Genomic DNA, 25332 nt, shown 5'->3' on the forward strand with positions numbered 1-25332 from the left:
CGTCTGCCGATTATTTGTTGAAAAGCGGGAGAGGAACTCTATCAGACTAAAGTAGGTGGTAGGTGATGCGTCGCCCGCATATAATAGTGCGGTCGCACGGGGCCCTGGGAGTGGGAGCATCCGTGCCTACATCTAAGGAGGTAGCGTGGCAGAGAATACGTCTGCAGAGCAGCGGCTCGGAGACTTCATCACCGGTGACATGGTCACCGACGTGATGTCCGGTACCCGCCGCATCGACCTGACCGACCTGGCGGCCGCCGTCGAAGTCCTGTCCGATATCGACATCCCCGCCGAGCTCCGCGACAACCTCGCGCTGTTCCTGCGTCTCGAGCGTCGTGTCTTGCGTGAGTATGACGCAAAGGTGCTCGACGTCTTCGACGAGCTCATGATGAACGTGATCCGCGCCAACGCCGGCGACCCCGGCGCCGAGGCCGATGGCGAGGCCGTGGACGCGCAGGGCATGCCCGCGAGCGACACGCCCTCCGCATGCGCCTTCCGCGACGCCGTGGCGCTCATCGACGCCCTGCCCGTGGACCAGGCGCAGGTCATCGTCCGCGCGTTCACCGCGTTCTTCCACCTCGCCAACCTGTCCGAGGAGAACTATCGCGTGGCCCAGCTGCGCGAGCGCGAGCGCAATGTGTCCACCGAGGATGCGGTCGACCCCGCGAATGCCCTCACCGTGGCGTTCCACCAGCTCAACGAGGAGGTCGGCGGCGCCAAGGCCACCGAGCTGCTCTCCCGCCTGGAGTTCCACCCGGTCTTTACCGCGCATCCCACCGAGGCGCGCCGCAAGGCCGTCGAGGGCAAGATTCGCCGCATCGCCCGTCTGCTTGAGGAGCGCCCCTACATGGGCGGCTCCGACCTGGTGGAGAACGAGCGCCATATGCTGCAGGAGATCGACGCTCTCGTGCGCACGAGCCCCATCGCTCTCAAGAAGCCCACGCCCGTCGAGGAAGCCGACACCATCATCGACATCTTCGACAGCACGCTGTTCGACACCATTCCCGTGATCTACCGTCGCTTCGACGACTGGGTCCTGGGCGAGGTCGCGGGTACGGTTCCGCCCGTGTGCCCGGCGTTCTTCCACCCCGGCAGCTGGATCGGTTCCGACCGCGACGGCAACCCCAACGTCACCGCCAAGGTGAGCCGTCAGGTGGCTGCCAAGTACGCCACCCACATGATTTCCAAGCTCGCGGACAAGTGCCGTCGCGTGGGACGCAACCTCACCCTTGAGGCCGCGTATACGCAGCCCTCGGATGAGCTGCTCAACCTGTGGAGCCACCAGGTTGAGATGAGCGAGGTGCTCACCGAGCGCGCCCGCGAGATATCCAACTCCGAGCCGCATCGCGCCGTGATGCTCGTGATGGCCGCCCGCCTGGACGCCACGGTGACGCGCAACGCCGACACCATGTACCGCACCGCCGAGGAGTTCCTCGAGAACCTGCGCGTGGTCCAGCGCTCGCTGGCCGCCGCGGGTGCCCGCCGCGCCGCGTACGGCCCGGTTCAGACCCTCATCTGGCAGGTCGAGACCTTCGGCTTCCATATGGTGGAAATGGAGTTCCGTCAGCACTCCGTGGTCCACAGCCGCGCGCTCGCTGACATCCGCGAGCACGGTATTCACGGCGAGCTCGCCCCCATGACGCGCGAGGTGCTCGACACGTTCCGTGCCATCGGGTCCATCCAGAAGCGCTTTGGCCAGAAGATGGCCCGTCGCTACATCATTTCGTTTACCAAGAGCGCGAGCCACGTGGCCGATGTCTATGAGCTCGCGAACCTGGCGTTCGCGCACGCCGAGGACGTCCCGACCCTCGACGTGATCCCGCTGTTCGAGCAGCTCGAGGACCTCGAGGGCTGCGTCGACGTGCTCGAGGAGATGCTCGCTATCCCCGCGGTGCAAAATCGCCTTGCCGAGTCCGGTCGCCGCATGGAGATCATGCTCGGATATTCCGACTCCTCCAAGGACGCCGGCCCTACTACCGCCACGCTCGCCCTGCACTCCGCCGAGGAGCGCATCGTCGCGTGGGCCGAGAAGCACGATATCGACCTGGTGCTCATGCATGGCCGCGGCGGCGCTGTCGGCCGCGGCGGCGGTCCCGCCAACCGCGCGGTGCTCGCCCAGCCCGCCGGCTCGGTCAACTGCTTCTTCAAGGTCACGGAGCAGGGCGAGGTAATCTTTGCCCGCTATGGCAATCCTGCGCTGGCGCAGCGCCATGTTGAGTCCGTTGCCGCGGCGACCCTGCTCAACTCCGCGCCTTCCGTGGAGCGTACGAACACCGAGATGACCGCGCGCTATGCCGAGATGGCCGCCGCGCTGAACGAGGCCAGCCACGAGCGCTACCTCGACCTGCTGAACACCGAGGAGTTCACGCCGTGGTTCTCGTGTGTGACGCCGCTCACCGAGGTCGGCCTGCTGCCCATCGGCAGCCGTCCGGCCAAGCGAGGCCTGGGCGCCAAGTCCCTCGATGACCTGCGCACGATCCCGTGGGTGTTCTCCTGGAGCCAGGCCCGCATCAACTTGGCTGCGTGGTACGGTCTGGGCACCGCCTGCGAGAAGCTGGGCGACCTGGAGCTCTTGCAGCGCGCCTACCGCGAGTGGCCGCTGTTCAACACGTTCATCGACAACATCGAGATGTCGATCGCCAAGACGGACAGTCGCATCGCCAAGATGTATCTTGCGCTCGGCGATCGCGCCGACCTTGCCGACAAGGTCTTTGACGAGATGATGCTCACGCGTTCCTGGGTGCTGCGCATCGTGGGCGACGCGTGGCCGCTGGAGCACCGTCGCGTGCTCGGTCAGGCCGTGCGCGTGCGCAACCCGTTCGTGGACGCGCTGTCGCTCGCGCAGGTTCGCGCGCTGCGCGAGGTCCGTGCCAACCAGGACGAGCTGTCCGAGGAGGCCAAGGCCGAGTTCATGAGCCTGGTTCTGGAGACCGTCACCGGCGTCTCTGCCGGCCTGCAGAACACCGGGTAAGGTCTGCTGCCTTCGCAGGTGCGCGTTGGCTTCGCGGGTGCGTTGCCCTCACAGGTGCACGTGCTTCACATTGCCTATGGAATTATGCCGTTCAGGGGTCCTGAGCGGCATTTTTTCATAGGCAAAATCCAGGGAGGCAAAGGAAAAGCCGAGTGCTGCATAGGTAAAGCCATGGCGACCAAAGTCGAGGGCCTCTAGCTGTGGGCGAGTTCGTGCCGAGTTCGGGTTGCGAACCTGTTAAGACAACGTGAGCCGAACGCTCTTCCACGCTAAAGTGCCCGGCTTTCCGCTATCCTAGTGAGTTATCGCGCTGCGGGTGCCGAGTTTCGGCGTGCGCGCGATATGCCGAGCCGCGCTGTCTACGCGCCCCGGCAGTCTGTACACCAGTCGCCCGCTTACGGCACGGGGCGGCACAGATCACGAGGAGGGCTTATGGCCGAAACGCCTGCCACCAACCCCGCCAACATGCACTGCATGCACACCCACACTTGCGGCGAGCTTCGCGCCGCCAACATCGGCGAGGAGGTCACCCTCACCGGTTGGGTGAGCCGCCGCCGCGATCATGGCGGCCTGATCTTCTGCGACCTGCGCGACCGCGAGGGCATCACGCAGATCAACTTCGACCCCGAGCACTCCGATGGCGATGCTTTCAAGATCGCCGAAACCATGCGTCCCGAGTGGCCCATCCGCGTTCACGGTGTCGTGCGCGACCGCGGTCACGACGCGGTGAACCCCAGGCTCGCAACCGGCGAGATCGAGGTCCTCGTCGACCACGCCACCGTGCTCAACCGCTCCAAGACCCCGCCGTTCCAGATCGAGGACGGCATCGAGACTGCCGAGGACACGCGCCTGCGCTACCGCTACCTGGACCTCCGCCGTCCGGAGATGGCCGCCCGCCTGCGCCTGCGCTCCGATTTCACCTTTGCCATCCGCTCCGCGCTGCACGACCGCGCCTTTACCGAGGTCGAGACGCCGGCCCTGTTCAAGTCCACGCCCGAAGGCGCGCGCGACTTCGTGGTGCCGAGCCGCCTGCAGCCCGGCAGCTTCTACGCCCTGCCGCAGTCCCCGCAGCTGCTTAAGCAGCTGCTCATGGTCGGCGGCGTCGAGCGCTACTACCAGGTTGCCAAGTGCTTCCGTGATGAGGATCTGCGCGCCGACCGCCAGCCCGAGTTCACCCAGGTCGACATCGAGATGAGCTTTGTCGAGCAGGACGACGTCATGGCTCAGCTCGAGGATGTGCTGTCCGACGCCTTCGCCCGTGTGGGCGTGGAGATGCCCACGCCGCTGCGTCGCCTGTCCTACTGGGACGCCATGGACACCTACGGCTCCGATAAGCCCGACACCCGTTACGGCATGGAGCTCGTCGACCTGACCGACATGTTCGCCAACTCCGCGTTCAAGGTGTTCGCAAGCGCTGCGACTACCGAGGGCCACGTGGTCAAGGCCATCAACGCCAAGGGCGCCGGCGCTTGGCCCCGCGCTCAGATCGACAAGCTCGCCAAGGTCGCCGCAACCTTCGGCGCCAAGGGCCTCGCCTGGATCGCCTTCCGCGAGGACGGCTCCGTGAACAGCCCGATCGTGAAGTTCTTCACCGACGAGGAGATGGCCGAGCTGCGTCGTCGCTGCGACGTCGAGCCCGGTGACCTCGTCATGTTCGCCGCCGGTCCCCGCTTGGAGGCCAACGGCATCCTCGGCGGTATGCGTTCGCACATGGCCGACGCGCTCAACGTTCCGCGCGAGGGCCACGAGTTCCTCTGGGTCGTGAACTTCCCGCTGTTCCATTGGGATGAGGAGGGCCAGCGCTACGAGGCTGAGCACCAGCCCTTCACCCTGCCGCACGTCGACGAGCTGCACCTGCTCGACGAGGATCCGCTCAAGATGGGTTCCTGCACCTACGACTTCGTCATGGACGGCTTTGAGGCCGGCGGTGGCGGCATGCGCATCCACGATGCCGAGCTGCAGCTCAAGATGCTCGAGTTCATGGGCTTTTCCGAGGAGCGCGCCCGCGCCCAGTTCGGCTTCCTCATGGAGGCCCTCGAGTTCGGCGCTCCGCCCATGGGCGGCTTCGCGCTCGGCCTCGACCGCGTGTGCATGCTGCTGGCCGGCACCGACTCCATCCGCGACGTCATGGCGTTCCCCAAGACGAGCAGCGGCTCCGACCTCATGTCCGCCGCGCCGTCCGAGGTGAGCATGGCTCAGCTCAAGGAAGTCGGCCTGCGCCTGGAGTAGCTCGTCTGATGGGTACTCGTTCCCGTCTCGCTCTCATCATCATTGTGATCAGCGCCGTTCGGTCTATCCGGGCGGCGCTTTTCGTGTGCAGACGCTCGCTGTTGGACATGCTTATACACGTCGACCGGGCGCTTACCCCGTCCTGAGATCGGAGCGGTACCTTCAGGTTGGTGAATTGGCCCGCGCCGGTGGCGACTCCCCGCGCGGCCGCCGGCTAAGGGTTCAGCTTGCGCAGCGTGTCATCGACGAGTGCGCCGAGCATTCCCTGCGTGCCGGGTTCGAGGGTGAGGATGTCTGTCTGCCACGATTCCGGCGTGAGCGAGATTCCCAGGCCGTCGCCACCGAGAACTTCGACGCCCAGGATGCCCAAGAGCGCCTCGAGTTGCTTGCGCATGCCCGCTGCGGCGCTCTTGCCCGCGGCGCCGCAGATCACCGCGTGTTTGCCGCGGATTGCGGAAGGGCTCGTCCGGTCGTGCTCATCGGTGGGACGAGAGAGCCAGTCCAGGAGATTCTTCAGTCCACCGGGGATCTGATAGTTGTATTCGGGCGAGCAGAACCAAAGGACGTCGGCTTGCGTTACCGCGTCGCGTGCGCGCTGGACCGCCTCGGGCGTCGGCCATTCGATGTCTTGGTTCATGAGGGGCACATCGTGCCAATCGAGTTCTTCGACCTCAGCGCGATTGCCGATAATGCGCTCGATTTCGCGGGCGAGTTGGCGGTTGAACGATTGCTCGCGAAGCGAGCCGACGATCATGAGGATGCGGGGCATATGCGCTCCTTTCGACGGGGTATTGCATATCATTCCCTTAGGGAGGGTGGCCAGACGTTCATTTGGTTGCCAATGGGAAATCTCTGAAATTATCCAGCGTCGCGCCCGCCTCGCGTCAGCGCGGAGTACAACCACGGATGCTTCCCTCGTATCGGTCCCATCTTGTTCTATACTCACTGTCGTACCAACGGGGAGCTGGCGGAGGCCGGCTGAGAGGAAGCCCGTGGGGAGCACGAGGCGCTTGTCCGGCGGTCTTATCCGTCACAATCGCTTCGGACCGGCCATCGCGCCGCATCGCCCCGCACCGCTTCGACCCGCAACCTGATCCGGGTAATGCCGGCGTAGGGATCGAGCAGCCTTGTTCCAAACCGACGTGGCGCTTGCTTAGAAGCGTTTGCCATGAACGAGCGGACGGGCCCCTACGGAAAACGAGGGGCCCGCTTTTAGTGGCCTCGGAAAGGAAGCTCATGGAAGCAAGCGTCGCAATTCAGGTCCTGCCCCAGCGCGTCGGCGGCAACGACGAGGTCTGCCGCATCGTCGACGAGGCGATCGCCTACATTCAAACCAAATTCCCCGACGCCTATGTAGGGCCGTTTGAGACCACCATCCAGGGCGAGTACGACTTGTGCATGGAGGTCGTGGCGGGCGTGAACCGCATCTGCGTCGAGGCCGGTGCACCCGAGGTGGCAACGTACGTCAAGATTTTCTTCGCCCCTGAGGAGGGCGTCCTCACCACCGAGGAGAAGATCTCCAAGTATCACGAGAACGATGCGTAACATTTCCGCTTCTTCGCGTGTCATGTCGCGACTCGTCGCCCCGCTGACGATCCTTGCGCTGCTGGCGATCTGGCAGCTGGTGTGTTCGGTCGGTCTCGTGCCCCCGTTCATGCTGCCGAGTCCGATTCGCGTGGTGCAGGCGCTCGTAGGGGATTGGCCTCTGCTCATCGGACATGCTGCGACCTCGCTTGCCGAGGCCGGGCTGGGCCTTGCCGCCGGCGTCGCCCTCGGCTTCATCGCGGCGCTCGCCATGGACCGCTTTGACCTGCTTTACCGCGCGTTCTATCCCATCGTCGTGCTTACGCAGACCATCCCGACCGTCGCTATCGCGCCGCTTTTGGTGCTGTGGTTCGGCTACGGGATGCTTCCCAAGGTGGTGCTCATCGTGGTGGCGACGTTCTTTCCCATCACGGTGGGGATGCTCGAGGGCTTGCGTTCCATCGACCCCGACGAGATTGACCTCATGCGCGCCATGGGCGCCACGCGCCTGCAGATTCTGCGTCACGTGAAGCTGCCCGCTGCGATGCCGCAGTTCTTTTCCGGGCTCAAGATCTCTGCCGCTTACGCGATTGTGGGCGCTGTGATCGCGGAATGGCTCGGCGGGTTTTCGGGTCTTGGTGTGTACATGACGCGCGTGCGCAAGGCGTATTCGTTCGACAAGATGTTCGCGGTGATCTTTTTGATCTCGGGCTTGAGCCTCGTGCTCATGTGGGCGGTTGATGCCGTTCGTCGCATCGCCATGCCCTGGGAACGCCGGAGCGACTCCGAGCGATAGCCGTGTCGCATATCCGAGTACCTGCAGGCGGGGCCTGCGGATTGTATGCAGGTTGGACCTGTGGGCTGTCTACAGGCTGCGGCCTGGGGATTTTAAACAAGGTTCGGGGGCGTTGCCCCCAGTTGAAAAAGGAGATATCCATGCATAAGAACACGATGGCCGCCATGATGACTGGTCGCATGCTGTCTCGCCGTTCGCTGTTGAGCGCTGGTGCTGCAGGCGCCGGGCTGATCGGTGCCGCGGCGCTCAGCGGCTGCGGCGGTGCCGAAAAGCCTGCCGGATCCGCCGCATCTGGCGATACCAAGCTGCGCAAGGTCACCTTCGCCCTGGATTGGACTCCCAACACGAACCACACCGGCGTATATGTCGCAGCCGAGCGTGGTTACTATAAGGAGGCCGGTCTCGAGGTCGAAATCGTCCAGGCCCCCGAGAACGGCGCCGACGCCCTGGTCGCCGCCGGTGACGCCGAGTTTGGCGTGACCTTCCAGGACACCATGGCCTCCTACGTTTCCGGCTCCGACTCGATGCCCGTGACCGCTATCGCCGCGATCATCCAGCACAACACCTCCGGCATCATCAGCATGAAGGACAAGGGCATCACGAGCCCCGCCGAGATGGCCGGCCACACCTACGCGACGTGGGAGCTGCCCATCGAGCAGGGTATGATCGAGCATTGCGTCAAGGCAGACGGCGGCGACTTCTCCAAGGTCGAGATGATTCCCTCTACCGTTACCGACGAGGTGACTGCGCTTTCCACCGATCAGGTCGACTCCATCTGGATCTACTGGGCATGGGCGGGCGAGAAGTGCAAGCTCGCGGGCCTCGATACCAACTACTTCGCCTTTGCCGATATCGACCCCGTCTTTGACTTCTACACGCCGGTCATCATCGCTAACAACGGCGTGATCGAGGACGACGCCGAAATGGTCCAGGCCTTTATGGACGCCACTCGTCGCGGGTACGAGGATTGCATCGCCGACCCGAAGGGCGCAGCCGAGATTCTGCTTAAGGCGGCGCCCGAGCTCGAGGAGGAGCTCGTGGTGGCGAGCCAGACCTACCTCGCCGAGCAGTACCAGGCGGATGCCGAGACTTGGGGTGAGATCGACCAGAAGCGTTGGGACGCCTTCTACGAGTGGGTGAGCGACCAGGGCTTTGCCGATCCGATCGAGCCCGGCGCGGGCATGACCGATAAGTTCCAGGGCTAATCGAGGCATTAAGTAACCAGTCAGGGTGTCAGAAAATATAAGTGTACGTTTTGGGGAAGGTTTTGCGGCGTTTTGCGCGTTGTCGGAATTGCGTGGCAGCAAAACCCCAGTTGGCGAAAGACGGTTTGGGTCCATGCCGCGAGAAAGAAGGGGAAACTATCCCCAAAACGTACACTTTGTTCGGGAAGGTGCTCATCGCGATGGCACGGCTTGAGATACAGGGTATTTCACAGGGGTTCGGCGAGGTCGACGTGCTTCGTGACGTGACGCTCGATGTCGAGTCCGGCGAGATCGCCTGTCTGCTCGGTCCCTCCGGGTGCGGCAAGACCACGTTGTTCCATGTGATCTCGGGCCTCGCATCGCCGCGCGCCGGCCGCGTGCTGTTGGATGGCGAGGATATTACCGGTCGCCCCGGCCACTTGTCGTACATGCTGCAAAAAGACCTGCTCTTGCAGCATAAGCGCATCATCGACAACGTGTCGATGCCTCTGGTGCTGCGCGGTGTGCCGGTTGAGGAGGCCCGTTCACGTGCAGCCGAGCTCTTTGGGGTCTTCGGTTTGGAGGGCACCGAGCGCCGCTGGCCAAGTGAGCTTTCGGGTGGCATGCGCCAGCGTGCCGCGTTGCTGCGAAGCTACCTGTTTTCACAGGAGTTCATGCTGCTCGATGAACCGTTCTCGGCACTCGATGCCTTTACCAAGGCGGACATGCACACGTGGTTCCTCGATGTCGTAGAGCGCATGGGCACCACGGCGCTCGTGGTAACCCACGACATCGACGAGGCGCTCACGCTTGCCGACGAAGTGTTCGTCATGCGCGGAAACCCGCAGGCGGGCGAGCCGACGAGCATTGTTGGTTCGGTGCACATCGACTGCCCTCGCTCTGAGCGCAAGGCGTATGCGTTGACCGAGGGATTCCTTGAGAGCAAGCGTCGCCTTCTGTCCCTTCTGGGCTAGGGCGTTGTCCTTTCGGAGCGAGTGAGAGAAAAGCGGCTCCCCATTTAGGTCTCGGAGCAAGCGGGAGGAAGCTCCCATCTGTGCTTTCGGGGCAAGCGCGTGGGAAGCGGCCTCCTATCTGAACCGGGTGGGAGGCCGCTTCTGTATCGTGAAAAATGTAGCGCATGGCAAACTTCTCAGACATAATGTGCCCGCACTGTGCTAGTTTACATAGGTGAACATTTCACAGGAGGTGCTTTGTCATGCAGAAACTTGGTTCGGCTATGCCGCTGTCGCTGTTCCGCGCGGGCGAGACTGTCACGGTCTGCCGAGTGCGCGGCAACGAGGACATGAAACGCCATCTGCAGGAGATCGGCTTTGTCGACGGTGCCGAGGTGCACGTTGTCTCCTCCTCGGCGTCCAACGTCATCGTGCTCGTAAAGGGCGCGCGGTTCGGCTTGGATTCCAAGGTCGCGCAGCACATCATGGCCGCCTAGGCAAAGCTGCGCACCCGCTCGTCGCCCGCTGAGGTGCGGTGTCGGCACACTGGGTTGTGTCGGCATGGTCCGCGCGCGGGTCGGGGCGTGAGGACGCATGGGATGTTCTTTGATCTGCAGAAAGGGGGAAGCATGAAATCGCTGGCAGATGTGAAGGTGGGGGAGAGCGCCACCATCGTCAAACTCCATGGTGAAGGTGCGCTGCGTCGTCACCTCATGGATCTGGGCCTTATCAAGGGCACGCCGTTCAAGGTCGTGAAGGTCGCTCCGCTGGGTGACCCGGTCGAGATCACCGTACGCGGCTATGAGTTGTCCATCCGCAAGGAGGAGGCCGCCATCGTTGAGGTTGCCTAAGGCGCCGCAACGGGCATATTTCTACAGGTAGAGTTAGCCGAATCTAACATATATGAGATGCCAGGTGGCATTTCAATAGCGGCCCGACTCAGCAACGAGCACGTTTCAAAGCCAAGAGAAAAGAAGGATCGCATGGCGAATCCAATACTGCACATCGCGCTTGCCGGTAACCCCAATTGCGGCAAGACCACGCTGTTCAACCTGATCACCGGTGCCAACGGTTATGTGGGCAACTGGCCCGGCGTCACGGTCGAGAAGAAGGAGGCACCCCTGTCGCGCGACAAGGGCGTGCTCATCACGGACCTGCCCGGAATCTATTCGCTGTCTCCCTACAGCCCCGAGGAGCGCGTGAGCCGCGACTACCTCATGGGCGGCGAGCCCGACGTCGTGATCCAGGTGCTCGACGCCACCAATCTGGAGCGCAACCTCTATCTCGCGCTGCAGGTCATCGAGACAGGCCTGCCCGTGGTGGTGGCGCTCAACATGGCTGATCTGGTTGAGAAGAGTGGCGACAAGATCGATATCGCCGCGCTCGAGAAGAGCCTGGGTTGTCCGGTCGTGATGATCTCGGCGCTCAAGAACGAGGGCGTCGATGGGCTCATCGCGGCGGCGCGCAAGGCCACCGGGCGAGTCAAGGGGGGCGCGGCAAAGACCGTCGCCGCCGCAGACGCCGCGGGTCCGCATCATGCGTTCGACCGTTCGATCGAAGATGTGCTCGACCAGGTCGAGGACCTGATTCCGGCTTCCGTCGACCCTGTTCGCCGTCGCTACTTCGCCGTTAAGCTCTTCGAGCGCGATGCCGAGGCGACCGCCGAGCTCAACCTTTCGCGCGAGGCCGCATCTCGCGTGGAGGAGCTCGTCTCCGCGTGCGAGCGCGATTGCGACGACGACGCCGAGTCGATCATCACCGGTGAGCGTTACGGCCTCATCGCGCACATCGTCGACGGTTGCCTGCACCGGGCCCCCGCTCGCATGAGCACCTCCGAGAAGATCGACCGCATCGTGACCAATCGCTGGCTCGGCCTGCCGATCTTCGCCGCCATCATGTTCGCCGTGTACTACCTCGCCATTTCGACCTTCGGCACCGCCATGACCGACTGGGTGAACGACAACCTCTTTGGCGAGGGCTGGGAGTTCTTCGGCAACGCCATGCCGTCCGTCCCCGCGCTTTTTGAGGGCTGGCTCACCGCCGCCGGCGCGTCCGATATGGTCATCTCCCTGGTGTGCGACGGCATCGTCGCCGGCGTGGGTGCCGTCCTCGGGTTCATCCCGCAGATGTTCGTGCTGTTCGTGCTGCTGTCCTTCCTCGAGGACTGCGGCTACATGGCGCGCGTGGCGTTCGTCATGGACCGCGTCTTCCGTCGCTTTGGCCTGTCGGGCAAGTCGTTCATTCCCATGCTCGTATCCACGGGTTGCGGCGTTCCCGGCGTACTCGCCACCAAGACGATTGAGAACGAGAAGGATCGCCGCATGACGGTCATGACCACCACGTTCATTCCCTGTGGCGCCAAGCTCCCGGTCATTGCGCTCGTCATGGGCGCGCTGATCGGCGATGCCGAGGCAAGCTGGATCGCCCCGCTGTTCTACTTCCTCGGTGTGTTCGCGGTCATCGTCTCGGGCATCATGCTCAAGAAGACCCGCCTGTTCGCAGGCCGTCCCACGCCGTTCGTGATGGAGCTTCCCGCTTACCACATGCCGTCTCTGCGCAGCTGGTCGCTGCATGTGTGGGAGCGCGTGGGCGCTTACATCAAGAAGGCGTTCACCATTATCTTCGCCTCGACCATCGTCGTGTGGTTCCTGTCCAGCTTTGGCGTGTTCGAGGGCTCCTTCGGCTACCTTCCGTCTATGGAGGGCACGCCTTCGGAGTTTACCGACTACTCGCTGCTCGCGACTGTCGCCGGTGCCGTGAGCTGGATGTTTGCGCCGTTGGGCTTTGATTCCTGGCAGGCAACGGCGATGTCCGTCACGGGTCTGGTCGCCAAGGAGAACGTCATGTCCACCGCGGCTTCGCTGCTGCATCTGGTGGACGCCACAGAGACCGATCCGAGCCTGTGGGCCGCGTTCGCGGCGCTGTTCCCCAGCGCGGGCGCCATCGCCGCGTTCGGCGCCTTCAACCTGTTGTGCGCGCCGTGCTTTGCGGCCATGGGCACCATTCGAGCCCAGATGAACTCGGGCAAGTGGACGGCCATCGCGCTGGCCTACGAGTGCGGCTTCGCTTGGGTGGTCGGCCTCATGATCAACCAGTTCTACCTGGCCGCCCAGGGCGTGTTCAGCGTGTGGACCATCGTTGCGGCGGCGTTCGCGATCGCGATCGTCTTCCAGCTACTGCGCCCCATGCCGAGCTATGCGTGGGATGATGGGGCAGCAGATTCCGCCGCTCAGCCCGCGATGGGGAGCTAGGCGCGTCGAGCGTCGAGGTCCCGATGTCATTCAGTCGACTTTTGGTAACATCGAATCGAGGTTCGGGAGTAGCGAGGCATTTTACGAGGGGCGCATCTCGTGTTTTGCCGCGCTCGCCGGGGAATATGATCGCGTTGGCGAGAATGAAGTTGCCAAAAGTCGACAATCTGATTCCATGAACTCAACGCGTAAAGGAAATAATACATAATGGGACCCATAGATTTCATAATTCTGAGTATTATTGCAATTGCATTTGTTCTCGTGGTTGTTCGCGTGCGTAAAAAGGGCACGTGCGGTGATTGCGCGAGCGCCGGGTCATGCGGTGGATCATGCGCGAGCTGTGCGACTTCCAAACGCTCGTCGTGCCCGGCCTGCGAGGGCGCCGATTCCATCGCCGACCGCCTTTCCAAGAACATCTCGGTTGGGAGGCGGTGAGCCTCGGGCCCTCTTGCATCGGGAATACCGGTTCGAGCGCGCCATGAACGACGGAGCGTATGCGCTCGGGCCCTCTTGCATCGGGAGTGCCGTTTCTCCGTGTCATAAGCACAACTCTCGAAAGCCCCCGCTCATCGCGGGGGCTTTTTCGCGTCCATGCGCAATTTCGCGCCTGTCCCCGATTGGCGCCTGGGGGCGGGTTGGTGGGGCGTGGTAACCTGAAAACACGTGTCTGCCGTCCAGCAGAAAGGAGGCGCAGCGTCATGATCGCCCGCGCCGACCAATCTCTCAAGTACCTGCGCCTGCTCTCGGAGCATTTTCCCACGCAGCAATCGGTGTTCACCGAGATCATCAACTTGCAGGCAATCCTCAACCTGCCCAAGGGCACCGAGCATTTCATGAGCGACCTGCACGGTGAATACGAGGCGTTCCTGCATATCCTCAACAACTGCTCGGGCGTGGTGCGCGAGCACGTGGACGATATCTTCGGCGACGAGCTCTCCGAGGAGGAAAAGGGCGACCTGTGCACCCTCATCTACTACCCGCATGAGAAGCTCGTGCTCGCGCATCTGCAACACATCGCGACGCCGAGCTGGTACAAGGTCATGCTCGAGCGTCTGCTGGTGGTGGCGCGTTCCCTGTCCAGCCGTTACACGCGCTCCAAGGTCCGCAAGGCCATCCCACGCGATTACGCCTACATCATCGACGAGCTGCTGCACACGCATCCCGATGAGAACAACTACCGCGTGCGCTATCACGAGCGCATCATTGCGTCGATCCTGGAGACCGATGCGGGCGAGGACTTTATCTGCTCGCTGTCCGATCTCATCAAGCGGCTGGTCATCGACCATCTGCATCTGGTGGGCGATATCTTCGACCGCGGCGGCGGGGCGTCCAAGATCATGGACCGCCTGATGGAGTACCACTCGCTGGATATCCAGTGGGGCAATCATGACCTGTTGTGGATGGGCGCGGCTGCCGGTCAGTCTGCGTGCATCATCACGGTTTTGCGCAACAACTTGCGCTACGGCAATTTCGAGATCTTGGAGAACGACTACGGCATCTCCCTGCGCGAGCTTGTGGCGTTTGCCGAGCGCACCTACGAGCCGGTTCCCGATGGCGCGACCGGTTTGGCTGCCAAGCTCACGCCGTTGGCGAAGGCCGTGAACGTCTTGCTGTTCAAGCTCGAGGGGCAGATCATCATGCGCCACGGGAGCTTCGACATGCACGACCGGTTGCTGCTCGAGCGCATCGACGTCGAGGCGGGGACCGTCGAACTGTACGACGGCGCGGTATACGAGCTTGCCACGCGCGATTTCCCTACGCTCGACCCGGAGCATCCCTATGAGCTCACGCCCGAGGAGGCGCGGATCGTCGAGAAGCTCGTGGCGGAGTTCACGAGCGCTGACCACCTGCGTCGCCATATCGAGTTCCTCTACAGCCACGGTTCCATGTACCTGGTGCGCAATCACAACCTGCTGTTCCACGGTTGCGTCCCGCTGAACGAGGACGGCACGTTCTCGAGCATGAACTGCCTGGGCACCTGGCGCAGCGGCCGCGATTACCTCGACTTCTGCGATGAGATCGCGCGTCGTGCCTGGCGTGAGCGCGACGAGGATTCGCTCGACTGGATGTGGTACCTCTGGATCGGCATGAAGTCCCCGGCGAGCGGCCGTTTGGTCAAGACCTTCGAGCGCTCCTACATTGACGACCCGGATTGCTGGGTCGAGCCCATGGACCCCTATTTCGAGCTGACCAAGGACGAGGCGACGTGCGATGCCATCATGGCGGAGTTCGGCGTGTCCGCGGGTTCGGGGCATATCGTGAACGGACACACGCCCGTGCACACCGCCGAGGGCGAACAGCCCATTCGCGCGAACGGGCGCCTGCTCGTGATCGACGGCGGCTTTTGCAGCGCGTATCACCCCAAGACGGGAATCGCTGGCTACACCCTCATCTCGAGCTCGCGCGGGTGCCGTCTCAAGGCGCACCAGGCGTTCGAGAGCGTCGAAGCCGTGCTCACGCGCAATGCCGATATCGTGAGCGAGACCGACCGCTTCGATGTGGCCGAGCGCCGCCGCATGGTGAGCGACACCGATACGGGTGTGCAGATTCGCGAGCAGATCAGCGATTTGCGGGCCCTGCTCGAGGCCTACCGTACCGGCACCCTCGACGAGCGTCCCTAGCGTGCCAATTGGGGACAGGTACAGATTGAGACATTTCGGCCCATGGAGGGCGGGCGGCGCGACTCGTGCTTGACCGCGGTGAATGTCCCAATTTGCACCTGTCCCCAAATGAGGCGTAACCGCGTTGAAACATACGTGTGCGACTATGGGAAGTCGCAGCAACCGTGCTTTGTGAAAGGTCTGGCAATGGATCAGCAGCAGTACATAGACTTTGTCCTGCGCACCGTCGAGGAGCGCGACATCCGCTTCATCCGCCTGTGGTTCACCGATGTGCTCGGCCGCCTCAAGAGCTTCGCCATCAGCCCGGAGGACCTCGAGGTCGCGTTTGAGGAGGGCATCGGCTTCGACGGCTCGGCCATTGAGGGCTTCACCACGCCCGACGAGGCGGACATGCTGGCTTTCCCCGATCCCTCGACCTTTCAGATCCTGCCCTGGCGTCCCACGCGCGACGGCGCGGCCCGCATCTTCTGCGATGCGTGCACCCCTGATCGCCAGCGGTTTGCCGGCGATTCCCGAGAGTGCCTGCGGCGCATGTTCTATCGCGCCGAGAAGCTCGGCTACATCATGAACGTCGGTGCCGAACTGGAGTTTTACTACTTCCCCGACGAGCATACCCCCGAGCCGTTGGACGCCGTGGGTTATTTCGACCTCTCGCCGTCCGACTCCGCTCGCGACCTGCGCCGCTCCACGGTGCTCATGCTCGAGAAGATGAGCATCCCCATCGAGTACACCTTCCACAGCTCCGGACACTCGCAGCACGGTATCTCGATGCGCCATGCCGAAGCCCTCACCATGTCCGATGCGATCATGACGGCCAAGCACGTGATCAGCACATGCGCCTACGAGGCCGGTATCCATGCCAGCTTCATGCCCAAGCCCATCGCCAAGGGCTCGTCCTCGGCGATGTTTTTGCACCAGTCGCTATTCGACCGCGAGGGCAACAACGTGTTCTGGGGCGACGATTCGCAAAACCACCTGTCGTCGATCGCCAAGAGCTACATGGCCGGCATCCTCGCCCATGCGTCCGAGATCAGCGCCATCACCAACCCAACAGTGAACTCCTACAAGCGCCTGGCCGCCGGTGCGGGCAACGGCCCGCGCTTTGCCACGTGGGGCATGCGCAACCGCGCTGCCATGATCCGCGTGCCCATCTACAAGCCCGGCAAGCAGGCAGCGGCCCGCATCGAGCTCCGCAGCCCCGACCCGATGGCAAACCCGTATCTGGTGAATACGGTGACGCTTGCTGCTGGCCTGGACGGTATCAAGCGTGGGCTCGAGTTGCCCGAGGAGGCAACCTCCGAGCTGCTGCGCTTGCCGGAGTCCGAGTTGCGCGCCCGCGGCATCGAGCCCCTGCCGAGCAATCTCGACGAGGCACTTGATGTGTTCGAGAGCTCCGACTTCATGAAGGACGCCCTGGGTGAGCATATCCACTCGTTCTTCCTCAAGAAGAAGCGCGCGGAATGGGAGCGTTTCAACTCGACGGTCACCGAGTGGGAGCTCAGGCACTACCTGGCCAATTCGTAGCCGTCCCGTGCGATTCGAGGCGCACGTCGTTTTGATAAGATGACGTCTACGGAGGTGAGCTCATGGCGGAAAAGACAGTGCTGTTCATGGCCCGCACTACGCGGCTGCATGATTTCATCAGGACGCTCTCGACGTCTCTCGGCGTCGAGGTGCACGTTGCCACGCCCGATTCGCCTGCAGCGGCGCACGACTTCGACCTGTTGGTTCTCGACGCCGACGGCGTTCGCCCCGATCGTGTGGACGCCATGGCCAAGTGGCTCGAGTCGCGCGGTGGAGCGCCCATGCTGCTGGTCGTCGATGAGGAAGATATCGCCGAGATGCGCCTTCCCTCCCGGGTCCGCTCCGATTTCATCTGCTCGGGCGCGGGAGATGCCGAGCTTGAGGTCCGCGCACGCCAGCTTTTGGGCGAGTGCGAGGCCGTTCCGGTCGATGAGGTGCTCACCGTGGATAATCTCACTATCAACCTTGCCACCTACCAGGTGTCGCTCGATGGCGAGCCTGTCGACCTCACACTCATGGAGTATTCGCTGCTGAGCTTTTTGGCCACGCACCCTAATCGCGCGTACAGTCGAGAGGTCCTGCTGCATCGCGTATGGGGTTTCGAGTACTGCGGCGGCACCCGTACCGTGGACGTTCACATCCGCCGTATCCGCAGCAAGGTCGGTCCCCTCATCGCCGCGCATATCACCACCGTCCGCGGCGTTGGCTACCTCTTCAAGGAGTAGCCTCAGCCGGTGTTGCGTCTCAATTGGTGCCAGGTACAAATTGCGCCGCGGTGTCGATTATCGTTCCAAGTGGAGGGGCGGGCGCGAATCATACCAGCGCAAATCGCGGCGTCTCACGCAGCGCTGCGAAGCGATTGCGCCCCAGAACAAGACGCTTGAGAAATCCTTAACGCGACTTACAACTTGATTAAGCTCCGTCGCTCGTGCTGAGCGGAGCTGCGCTTTTGGGGTACAACGTTGGAGAATTAAGACGTTGAAAGGACCGTTCATGAGTGAAGAAAAGACCCCTCAGCGCCCCGAGGGCCTTGGATCGGAGCAACGCCCGTCCTCGCAGCCGCGTCTCGAGGTCGAGCCCACGCCCGTCGAGCCCGCAGGTGCTGCGTCCGGCAATGCAAGCGCCCATACCACGGCGCGCATCCCCGTCGATCCCGGCAACCCCACCGCCGCTGGCTCCACCCGCCAGGTCCCACCGGTGGATTACTCGTATTCCCAGGGTCAGCACTCCGCGGGTCAGAGCGCGCAAGCCCACGCGTCCACGCATACCGAGACTCGCACCGTGGTCAAGACCAAGAGCAAGAAGCTCCCCATCTTCCTGGCGTCCTTCGCCGGCCTGGTGGTCGGTGCGGTGCTGGTCATCGCTCTCGTCATGTCCGGCGCGTTCCGTATCACCGATTCGAACGTCGAGACTGCCGGCACCTCCGGCACCCCGCAGAAGATCGACATCAACCCCGAGGACACCACGCTGTCCGAGGCCGTGGCGGCAAAGGCGCTGCCCTCCGTCGTGTCCATCACCGCCCAGGGCGAGGATGAGAACTCCGGTGGTATCGGCAGTGGCGTGATTTTGGACACAGACGGCAATATCCTCACGAACCATCACGTCGTCCAGGGTGCGACCGCGCTCGTGGTGAACACCGATGACGGCAACAGCTACGAGGCGGAGCTCGTCGGCGCGGACGAGTCCAGCGACCTGGCGGTCATTCGCCTCAAGGATCCCAAGAGCGCCAAGCTCACCCCCATCGAGGTCGGCGATTCCGACGACATCGCGGTGGGCGAGTGGGTCATGGCCATTGGCAGTCCCTTCGGCAACGAGCAGTCCGTGTCCACGGGTATCGTCTCCGCGCTCTACCGTTCCACCGCCCTGCAGAGCGCGAGCGGTACGTCCATCTACGCGAACATGATCCAGACCGATGCGGCCATCAACCCCGGTAACTCCGGCGGTGCGCTCGTCAACGATGAGGGGCATCTCATCGGCATCAACTCAGTCATCGAGTCCTATTCTGGCTCCAGCTCAGGCGTTGGCTTTGCGATCCCGGTGAACTACGCCATCAACATCGCCAACCAGATCATCGATGGCGAGACCCCGGTCCATCCGTATCTGGGCGTCTCCCTGGTGAGCGTGAACGCCTACAACGCCCGCACGAATGAGCTGGCGGTCGATAGCGGCGCATATGTGGCGGAGGTCACCGCCGACGGCCCGGCTGCCCAGGCGGGTATCCAGAAGGGCGACATCGTCACCGCCGTCGACGGCGAGGGCATCGCCTCGGCGGACGGCCTAATCATCGCCTTGCGTGAGCATGAGGTGGGTGACGAGGTGACCTTGACGGTCGTGCGCGGCAAGGATGAAACCGAGGTCAAGGTGACGCTTGGGTCGGATGAGGCCCTGCAGGCCGAGCAGGAGGACACGTCCGACGGCCCCGGTGCCGGAACCGGCATGAGCCGCGAGGAGTTCTTCCGCTATCTCGAGGAGTACATGGGCGGCGCGCTGCGCTAACGCCCTGCCCCGACGCAATTGGGGACAGGTACAAATTGCAACATTTTGGGCGGGTGCCGAGGAGGCGCCCGCCTTTTCTTTACCGGATGAGCTTCCAGGGTTGCGTGCCAAGTCGGTCGGCGATCTTCTCGAGGGTGGAGAGCTTGAGGTTGCTGTTGCCACTTTCGATGAGGTCGAGCAGCACGCGGCTTATACCGAGCTGCAAGGCAAAATCGACCTTGGACAATCCCGAGGCCTCGCGGATGGCGATGAGATTCTCGCCCAGGTTCTGTCGCGCGTTCGCATTCATGGTTCGAGCATGAGCGCGTCGACGCGATAAAATGTAAAGCGCACTTTACATCTGGGGCATTACCCATAGCGATTCCAAGAAAACTCAGCGCGAGGGTGAGGTATCGGTGTGATGGGGGATAAGTAGGAAAACTACGTTGAGCGGAGGTGCAGCCATGTCGAAGGCAAAAGAGCGGGCGTTCGAGGTCGTTCGTGGAGGGCGGTTCCTACCCACGCCGTCGGTGCTGGCCTTTGGCATGGATGAAGACCTGCTGTCTGATCGCGAGCTGGGCGCTCTGCGCTGGGTGCGCGATGCGGGCTATGCGATCGCGATGTTCGCACATGAGCCTGCTGAGCCCTTGCGTGCGCAGCTTGCCGAACACGGAATCCCTGCGGCTGTCCTTGCGGACGACGAGGGTCCCGCGAGCGAACCCGATGCCCCGTTCACGGAGGCTGCGGCCCGTGCCGAGGCCCTTGCGCGCTTTTGCGCGCAGCGCGGCGCGACGTTGGAGCAAGCGGTGGTGATCGCCGTCACGCCGAGGGATTGCGAGGCCATGATGAGCGCAGGTAGGGCCCTTGCTCTTCACGGTGCGGGAATCGATGCCTCAGTGGCGGCGGAGCAGACGTTTTTCGACCGCGCCATGAGCGGCCTCGTGCATGCGCTGAACGCGGCCGTGGCGATGCGCGTGTAGGTAGGTCGCGGCTCCGTGCCGCCGTCGTGTTACTCCGCGCGGTCGGGCACCTCAATTTAGGGACAGTCCCTAAATTGAGGTGCCCGTTTTAGGTTTGGCGGCCCCTTCGCCTGGGCGCAATTGGTTCGCGAATTTTTCAAGTCCTTTCACGACAGGGCGCGTTCGCGCCGAAGAGTCGTGAAGGGAGACTTCAATGACACTCTTGCAAGAACAAAGGCTGTTTCGGAGATGGGGGGCAGCCTTTAGGGTTCGATTCACTGTCTCTGATGGGTCGAGGAGGGCCCGTGTCGCCATTCCTCAGTTTACCCGTGTGGGATGCAACCCCTCGTTCCGCCTTGCTGTTCAACGGTTGAACAGGCTTGATGGAATGACCGAGAGGGGGTTTCATGGGTCACGGTGAGGCAAATGGCGGCTGGCGGGTCTCGCAGGTCGAGAGCCTGCTCAATATGTCCAGGCGCGATATCACGAGATCGTGCTATGCGGATCTCAAGCGCGGTGGGGCGGGCATCTTGCAGCCGGCCGACGGCACATGGGGCCGCCGTAATTACAGCATAGAGGACATCGCATGGTTGTACCTGGTCAAGCTTCAGCATGACCAGGGCTACAGCCTGCCCGAGATCGCAAAAAGGATGGATACGTCGGCCGGTGTCGGCGCGCTGTGCGAGCATCTGGACGCCGTGGCGGATCGCGCCGCCGAGGCTTATGAGGAGGCGTTCGAAAGGCGGGAGCGTGCGCGCGTGTTGCGTTGTGCGTTGGAGGTGCGCCCATGTGAGGTTCACGACGCACTCGAGTGCTATTTGCGGAACCGCATCGGTGACGAGACGCTTGAAATCTGGCGAAGCGTGCTGCGGCAGCTTATGCCGCCCTTTCTTGCGGACGGTTATACCCCCCAGTTCGACGCCGAAGAGGCCGATCGCATACGACGGATTCTCGATGAACCCGGAATGGACTTGGCAATCGAGTTATGGGCGGGGCCAGGTGCGTTCGAGCGTCTGCGCGAAGCCGCCATCGCCTGGTAAGAAGATATCGAATACACCTGATAGAGAGGAATGCTGGCATGACTAACGAGAACGGACTGTTGGCAAAGCTAATGCGCGGAAAGACGTTCGCGATCCGCAAGAGCGTCGTGTTCGCCTTGATTGGGGGCATCCTGATTGGATCGGGCAGCGTATTGTTTTTCCAGTGGTACAACCCCAGAGACGTTCCGAAGTCATCTGCGTTTGACGCCTCGCTGATCATGAATCGAATCGTCGATCGAAATGAGATGGTGGCGGCGTCCCAGGACTACACGATCGTCGAAAAGGCGGGGGACCGAAACAAGCTGTTCGATCTCATCGAGATCCCCTTTACGCAGAATAGTTTTTGGTATCGCTACTCGGGAGTTATCGAAGCGACGGTCGATCTGAGCGCAGCCCGATGGAACACGAAAGGCGAGACGGCGATTACGGTCGTTCTGCCTGAGCCCACAACGCAAAACATTCCCGACATGAATGTTTCCGGGGTGCTTGAGGAGCGCAACAACATCCTAAACCCCATCCATGTTGAAGACGTCGACGCCTTTCAGCGCGATTGCATCGCGAAGAGCGACCAGCAGGCTAAGGAGGGCGGACTGCTGGAGCAGGCGAAGGAGAATGCCCGGGTAAATCTACAAGACATGTTCGATATCGCCTGTGGCAAAGATGTGTGCAAGGTCGAGGTCGAGTGGGTCGATCAAGAGGATGGGTTGAAGGGTGAGTAAGAGGACTCTGCTGGCAATTGTGGCGATAATGGCACTCGCTTTGATTGCCTTTGCAATATTCAACATGACGGTTTTGTCGTGGGGATAGAAAGGATTCAGATGATGTTTAAAAGCAAAATGCTGCTTGTAGTTGCGGGATGTTTGATGTTGACGGGCCTGACGGGGTGTCAGACGCAAAAGGATGCGGGACCAGATTACGCGGACGACGAGGCGATGGAGATAATCGCGGAGTCAGTGATGGCGCGCGCCGACCTCGTCGATAAATACGAGGAGGAGGGTGTCGATACGGTATCGATGAAGTCCCTCCAAAGCTATATAGATGCCGAGCGTGAGCATGTGAACAAGCTGAAAACCCGCGTGTTCGAGGACAGCGAGATGCAGGAGAACGTTCTCGCCTACATAAACACTCTCGACGATGCCGATAAGGCTCTGGAGAATAATCCCGTTGCAAGCGCGGAATTTCACAAAGAGTGGAATTCCATCTACGATAAGCGCTCGATGTTGTTGAAGGAATTCGTCGATGAGTACGGTCTGAAGGTCGATGAGAAGTACCAGGAGGCGTTTGACGAGATCATCGCCAACGGTGCTGCGGCAACCAAGAAGAGCCAGGTCGACGAAGCAATCGAGGGGCTCATGGCGTCGGTTGTTTTTGAGAAGCAAAACGACGGTTACGGCCTCATCACGTACGTGGCCGTTGTTGAGAACACCACCGGTGTCGACTTTGAGAACGTCGGTATGACCTTGGGCCTGTACGATGCCGACGGCGTCCGTGCGGAGGATGCCTACGTTGGGACCGCTTCGTGGAAGTCGGGAGAGAAGGTCAGGTTCGAGACGATATCCAGTGTCGATGCGGCAGAGACGCGGATCTCGATTGACTACTACGACGTGGTGGATTAAACCGAGCTGGGAATACGAGCGGAGAGGGGTGGCTGTTTTAGCCGCCCTTCTCCGTTCAGGTGGTTCTATGCATCGTTGGCGGGACGGCAATGTTGATTAGCTCATCGATGCCCAATAATGAATGAAGTGACGGGCAGTCCGAGGGAAGGTTTTTGTTATGCCTGAGGTTGAGAACAAGATCGAAGACGAAGAGAAGAGTGCGGTGGATATTGCGACGGCGGCAAACGTGGCGATCGAGATCGCGATGATCGCTGTAGATTTTATTCCAGGCGGAAAAGCGGTGAAGCTCGTTTCAGGTGTTAAAAAATACGCTCCTGTTGCGAAGCGAATGGTTGGAAAATTGCCCGACGTGGCGCCGATCGCCAAGCAGGCTGCAGATGCGCTGCAGGACAAGGCACCGGATGCAATAGCCGTAGGAGCAGATAAAGTGAAGGGGGCGATGAAGAGCGCTGCCGACGCCGCCGCCGACCGAGGCCGCGCAGTCGGTGACTCCGTGAAGGAGAGTGTCGAGGCTCGCGAACGCGAAAAAGCACGCAAGGCGGCTCGCCGTGCCCTGCTGGATGGCGCTGGCAATCAAATGCCCGTCGTGCAGTTCCTGCAGAACTGGGAGATCCAGAACGGGGCAGCTGTTCAGCCCGGCGATGGGTACATGGGGTTCAGCGGCTGTTATGTGATCGCAACGTATGCCCACCCGGTCAAGAAGGGCGACTTCAGCAAATTCCGAGATCTATACGTTGGCAAGTCGGAGAACGTCGGGGATAGCATCTTCAAAGATCTTACCGGCAGGGGAAACGTGGATGTGTACGCCGATGTGAAATACAAGCAGTGCGTCTACATCTTGGTGTATCCGTGCCTGCCCGAAAAGATCGATGAGCTTGAGGCGTCGCTGGTTACTGCGCTCGATGCGGACCGATCCTACAACAGGGGCGCAAGCGCTGCGATTGCGTAAGACCATGCGTCAGTATTGATGCTATTAGATGACCCTGGCCGTGTTTGCGGTCAGGGCCATCTGACATTTAGACGAAGCTCTTACCATTCGTCCACGCGGTCGTGGTTGATGGGGCGGTAGAACAGGCGCTGCAGTTCGTCGGCATCGCGCGTCTGTCCGAGAGCCCACATGGTCTTGGCCACGAGCGCCTCGGTGGTCATGTCGCCGCCCTTGAGGATTCCAGGATGCTCGGCATATGCGCGGCCGACCTCATATACGCCCAGGTCCAGTCCTTCCTCGGGCACCTGCGTGGTCATGACCACGGTGCGGCCGGAATCGACCCAGTCAAAGATAGCCTCCTGATAGGAAGCGCCGTCGGCACCCCGCTCGGGCACGCCGCCCATACCGAAGGTCTCGAGGATCACGGCGTCGTAATCGGGCTTGAGCAGACGGAAGATGTCGGGCGTGAGACCGGGCGTGAGCTTGAGGGCGCACACACGGCTGTTGAGTTCGGTGTAGAAACGGGGCTCGTCGAGAGCGCCGTCGGCAGCGCGCGCGGCACCGTCCCCGGCGCAATCGCACTCGGCCGGGCCGGCGGACACGGCGGCCGACCCGCTGCAGATGACCTTGTCCTGGCGCAGGTAAGCCAACACGGGGTAGTTGATGCTGTTGAACGCGTTGAAGCTCATGGTGCGCTGCTTGCGGGCGCGCGTGCCGGCGATTGCATACCCGCCAAACACGATGGACACGTCGCGCGAGCGGTCGGACACGGCATACACGAGGCTTTGGTACAGGTTGATCTTCGCATCGGTGAAGGGGTTGCCCATGGGCTGTTGGGAGCCGGTGAGCACGATGGGCTTGGGGCTGTCCTGAATGAGGTAGGAGAGCGCCGCCGCGGTGTAGGACATGGTGTCGGTGCCGTGCAGGATCACAAAGCCATCGTGCGCGTCGTAGTTCTCGCGGATGACCTCGGCGATGCGAAGCCAGTCGGCGGGGCGCATATTGGTGCTGTCGATGTTCATGGGCTGCACGATGTCGAGTTCGCACAGGCCTTCGATCTCGGGCACGCTGCGAGCGAGCTCCTCGCCGGTGAGAGCGGGGGAGAGACCGTTGCCGTCCTCGGCGGAGGCGATGGTGCCGCCGGTGGCGATCAAGAGGATGTGCTTCATGCGGGCTCCTTTGCTCTGCAGTCCCTGCGGTTGCCTCGTCTCATAGCTTGCGGCCTTTTGTGGGCATGGCCGGTGCGCGGCGAGGCGCCCTT

General features: G+C 62.2%; 21 protein-coding genes. 18 read left to right on the forward strand and 3 right to left on the reverse strand.

Features of this window, described 5'->3' with window-relative positions:
- The first annotated feature begins 145 nt into the window (after positions 1-145).
- Together AOBCEHNH_RS06330 and aspS are read left to right on the forward strand one after the other, a co-directional pair.
- A complete protein-coding gene (locus AOBCEHNH_RS06330) occupies positions 146-2971 on the forward strand; it encodes a phosphoenolpyruvate carboxylase (protein ID WP_152063608.1) in 2826 nt (941 codons plus the stop codon).
- Positions 2972-3403: 432 nt separating this feature from the next.
- Positions 3404-5200, forward strand: a complete 1797-nt coding sequence (gene aspS / locus AOBCEHNH_RS06335; protein WP_152063609.1) for an aspartate--tRNA ligase — start codon at positions 3404-3406, stop codon at positions 5198-5200.
- Positions 5201-5414: 214 nt separating this feature from the next.
- On the opposite strand, the gene AOBCEHNH_RS06340 is transcribed toward aspS, so the two are convergent.
- Positions 5415-5969 (reverse strand): NADPH-dependent FMN reductase, encoded by a 555-nt coding sequence (locus AOBCEHNH_RS06340; protein WP_152063610.1) that lies wholly within the window; start codon positions 5967-5969, stop codon positions 5415-5417.
- Between the two features lie 467 nt (positions 5970-6436).
- On the opposite strand from AOBCEHNH_RS06340, the gene AOBCEHNH_RS06345 reads away from it, so the two are divergent.
- The 11 genes from AOBCEHNH_RS06345 to AOBCEHNH_RS06395 all read left to right on the forward strand — a co-directional run bounded on the left by AOBCEHNH_RS06345 (position 6437) and on the right by AOBCEHNH_RS06395 (position 19549).
- Entirely contained in the window at positions 6437-6745 is a 309-nt protein-coding gene (locus tag AOBCEHNH_RS06345; protein WP_118102498.1) for a thiamine-binding protein, read from the forward strand.
- Positions 6738-7520, forward strand: coding sequence for an ABC transporter permease (locus AOBCEHNH_RS06350; RefSeq protein ID WP_152063611.1), 783 nt, complete (start codon positions 6738-6740; stop codon positions 7518-7520). Before AOBCEHNH_RS06345 ends, AOBCEHNH_RS06350 begins: the two co-directional genes overlap by 8 nt.
- Before the next feature lie 140 nt (positions 7521-7660).
- Positions 7661-8725, forward strand: a complete 1065-nt coding sequence (locus AOBCEHNH_RS06355; protein WP_226803327.1) for an ABC transporter substrate-binding protein — start codon at positions 7661-7663, stop codon at positions 8723-8725.
- Between the two features lie 200 nt (positions 8726-8925).
- Entirely contained in the window at positions 8926-9678 is a 753-nt protein-coding gene (locus tag AOBCEHNH_RS06360) for an ABC transporter ATP-binding protein (protein ID WP_152063612.1), read from the forward strand.
- A gap of 242 nt (positions 9679-9920) precedes the next feature.
- A complete protein-coding gene (locus tag AOBCEHNH_RS06365; RefSeq protein ID WP_006723213.1) occupies positions 9921-10154 on the forward strand; it encodes a FeoA family protein in 234 nt (77 codons plus the stop codon).
- A gap of 132 nt (positions 10155-10286) precedes the next feature.
- Positions 10287-10508 (forward strand): FeoA family protein, encoded by a 222-nt coding sequence (locus AOBCEHNH_RS06370; RefSeq protein WP_118102501.1) that lies wholly within the window; start codon positions 10287-10289, stop codon positions 10506-10508.
- A 132-nt stretch (positions 10509-10640) separates the two neighbouring features.
- The gene (gene feoB, locus AOBCEHNH_RS06375) at positions 10641-12908 is read left to right on the forward strand and encodes a ferrous iron transport protein B (RefSeq protein ID WP_152063613.1); all 2268 of its coding nucleotides are present in this window, start codon (positions 10641-10643) and stop codon (positions 12906-12908) included.
- A gap of 698 nt (positions 12909-13606) precedes the next feature.
- A complete protein-coding gene (locus tag AOBCEHNH_RS06380; RefSeq protein ID WP_152063614.1) occupies positions 13607-15529 on the forward strand; it encodes a fructose-1,6-bisphosphatase in 1923 nt (640 codons plus the stop codon).
- 186 nt (positions 15530-15715) lie between these two features.
- On the forward strand, positions 15716-17053 hold the full coding sequence (locus AOBCEHNH_RS06385; RefSeq protein WP_152063615.1) for a glutamine synthetase family protein: 1338 nt from the start codon (positions 15716-15718) through the stop codon (positions 17051-17053).
- A gap of 62 nt (positions 17054-17115) precedes the next feature.
- Positions 17116-17778 carry a response regulator transcription factor gene (locus AOBCEHNH_RS06390; protein WP_006723207.1) on the forward strand — a complete coding sequence of 221 codons (663 nt, stop codon included), beginning with the start codon at positions 17116-17118 and terminating at the stop codon, positions 17776-17778.
- Between the two features lie 268 nt (positions 17779-18046).
- Complete coding sequence (locus tag AOBCEHNH_RS06395; protein WP_152063616.1) at positions 18047-19549, forward strand: S1C family serine protease; 1503 nt, start codon at positions 18047-18049, stop codon at positions 19547-19549.
- 79 nt (positions 19550-19628) lie between these two features.
- On the opposite strand, the gene AOBCEHNH_RS06400 is transcribed toward AOBCEHNH_RS06395, so the two are convergent.
- Positions 19629-19838 (reverse strand): helix-turn-helix domain-containing protein, encoded by a 210-nt coding sequence (locus AOBCEHNH_RS06400; protein WP_006723205.1) that lies wholly within the window; start codon positions 19836-19838, stop codon positions 19629-19631.
- Positions 19839-19992: 154 nt separating this feature from the next.
- Between AOBCEHNH_RS06400 and AOBCEHNH_RS06405 the strand changes: the two genes are divergently transcribed.
- The 5 genes from AOBCEHNH_RS06405 to AOBCEHNH_RS06425 all read left to right on the forward strand — a co-directional run bounded on the left by AOBCEHNH_RS06405 (position 19993) and on the right by AOBCEHNH_RS06425 (position 24092).
- Positions 19993-20508, forward strand: a complete 516-nt coding sequence (locus AOBCEHNH_RS06405; RefSeq protein ID WP_152063617.1) for a hypothetical protein — start codon at positions 19993-19995, stop codon at positions 20506-20508.
- Between the two features lie 386 nt (positions 20509-20894).
- Positions 20895-21527 carry a MerR family transcriptional regulator gene (locus tag AOBCEHNH_RS06410; protein WP_152063618.1) on the forward strand — a complete coding sequence of 211 codons (633 nt, stop codon included), beginning with the start codon at positions 20895-20897 and terminating at the stop codon, positions 21525-21527.
- 38 nt (positions 21528-21565) lie between these two features.
- Positions 21566-22246 (forward strand): DUF4230 domain-containing protein, encoded by a 681-nt coding sequence (locus tag AOBCEHNH_RS06415; protein ID WP_193221205.1) that lies wholly within the window; start codon positions 21566-21568, stop codon positions 22244-22246.
- Between the two features lie 237 nt (positions 22247-22483).
- Entirely contained in the window at positions 22484-23143 is a 660-nt protein-coding gene (locus tag AOBCEHNH_RS06420) for an FxLYD domain-containing protein (RefSeq protein WP_226803328.1), read from the forward strand.
- Between the two features lie 157 nt (positions 23144-23300).
- A complete protein-coding gene (locus AOBCEHNH_RS06425; protein WP_118271966.1) occupies positions 23301-24092 on the forward strand; it encodes a hypothetical protein in 792 nt (263 codons plus the stop codon).
- A gap of 80 nt (positions 24093-24172) precedes the next feature.
- Here the strand turns inward: AOBCEHNH_RS06425 and AOBCEHNH_RS06430 are convergent, their stop codons facing one another.
- Positions 24173-25240, reverse strand: coding sequence for an asparaginase (locus AOBCEHNH_RS06430; protein WP_152063621.1), 1068 nt, complete (start codon positions 25238-25240; stop codon positions 24173-24175).
- Between the last annotated feature and the right edge of the window lie 92 nt (positions 25241-25332).

Origin of the sequence: Collinsella intestinalis (assembly GCF_902501455.1) — a bacterium.
GTDB classification, from domain to species: Bacteria; Actinomycetota; Coriobacteriia; order Coriobacteriales; family Coriobacteriaceae; genus Collinsella; species Collinsella intestinalis.

Coding starts and splice junctions, on each gene's coding strand:
- AOBCEHNH_RS06345 (WP_118102498.1), top strand. CDS start 6,437: ATGGAAGCAAGCGTCGCAATTCAGGTCCTGCCCCAGCGCGTCGGCGGC.
- AOBCEHNH_RS06430 (WP_152063621.1), bottom strand. CDS start 25,240: ATGAAGCACATCCTCTTGATCGCCACCGGCGGCACCATCGCCTCCGCC.
- AOBCEHNH_RS06395 (WP_152063616.1), top strand. CDS start 18,047: ATGAGTGAAGAAAAGACCCCTCAGCGCCCCGAGGGCCTTGGATCGGAG.
- aspS (WP_152063609.1), top strand. CDS start 3,404: ATGGCCGAAACGCCTGCCACCAACCCCGCCAACATGCACTGCATGCAC.
- AOBCEHNH_RS06380 (WP_152063614.1), top strand. CDS start 13,607: ATGATCGCCCGCGCCGACCAATCTCTCAAGTACCTGCGCCTGCTCTCG.
- AOBCEHNH_RS06370 (WP_118102501.1), top strand. CDS start 10,287: ATGAAATCGCTGGCAGATGTGAAGGTGGGGGAGAGCGCCACCATCGTC.
- AOBCEHNH_RS06385 (WP_152063615.1), top strand. CDS start 15,716: ATGGATCAGCAGCAGTACATAGACTTTGTCCTGCGCACCGTCGAGGAG.
- AOBCEHNH_RS06420 (WP_226803328.1), top strand. CDS start 22,484: ATGGCGCGCGCCGACCTCGTCGATAAATACGAGGAGGAGGGTGTCGAT.
- AOBCEHNH_RS06400 (WP_006723205.1), bottom strand. CDS start 19,838: ATGAATGCGAACGCGCGACAGAACCTGGGCGAGAATCTCATCGCCATC.
- AOBCEHNH_RS06350 (WP_152063611.1), top strand. CDS start 6,738: ATGCGTAACATTTCCGCTTCTTCGCGTGTCATGTCGCGACTCGTCGCC.
- AOBCEHNH_RS06410 (WP_152063618.1), top strand. CDS start 20,895: ATGGGTCACGGTGAGGCAAATGGCGGCTGGCGGGTCTCGCAGGTCGAG.
- AOBCEHNH_RS06360 (WP_152063612.1), top strand. CDS start 8,926: ATGGCACGGCTTGAGATACAGGGTATTTCACAGGGGTTCGGCGAGGTC.
- AOBCEHNH_RS06365 (WP_006723213.1), top strand. CDS start 9,921: ATGCAGAAACTTGGTTCGGCTATGCCGCTGTCGCTGTTCCGCGCGGGC.
- AOBCEHNH_RS06390 (WP_006723207.1), top strand. CDS start 17,116: ATGGCGGAAAAGACAGTGCTGTTCATGGCCCGCACTACGCGGCTGCAT.
- feoB (WP_152063613.1), top strand. CDS start 10,641: ATGGCGAATCCAATACTGCACATCGCGCTTGCCGGTAACCCCAATTGC.
- AOBCEHNH_RS06425 (WP_118271966.1), top strand. CDS start 23,301: ATGCCTGAGGTTGAGAACAAGATCGAAGACGAAGAGAAGAGTGCGGTG.
- AOBCEHNH_RS06405 (WP_152063617.1), top strand. CDS start 19,993: ATGTCGAAGGCAAAAGAGCGGGCGTTCGAGGTCGTTCGTGGAGGGCGG.
- AOBCEHNH_RS06415 (WP_193221205.1), top strand. CDS start 21,566: ATGACTAACGAGAACGGACTGTTGGCAAAGCTAATGCGCGGAAAGACG.
- AOBCEHNH_RS06355 (WP_226803327.1), top strand. CDS start 7,661: ATGCATAAGAACACGATGGCCGCCATGATGACTGGTCGCATGCTGTCT.
- AOBCEHNH_RS06340 (WP_152063610.1), bottom strand. CDS start 5,969: ATGCCCCGCATCCTCATGATCGTCGGCTCGCTTCGCGAGCAATCGTTC.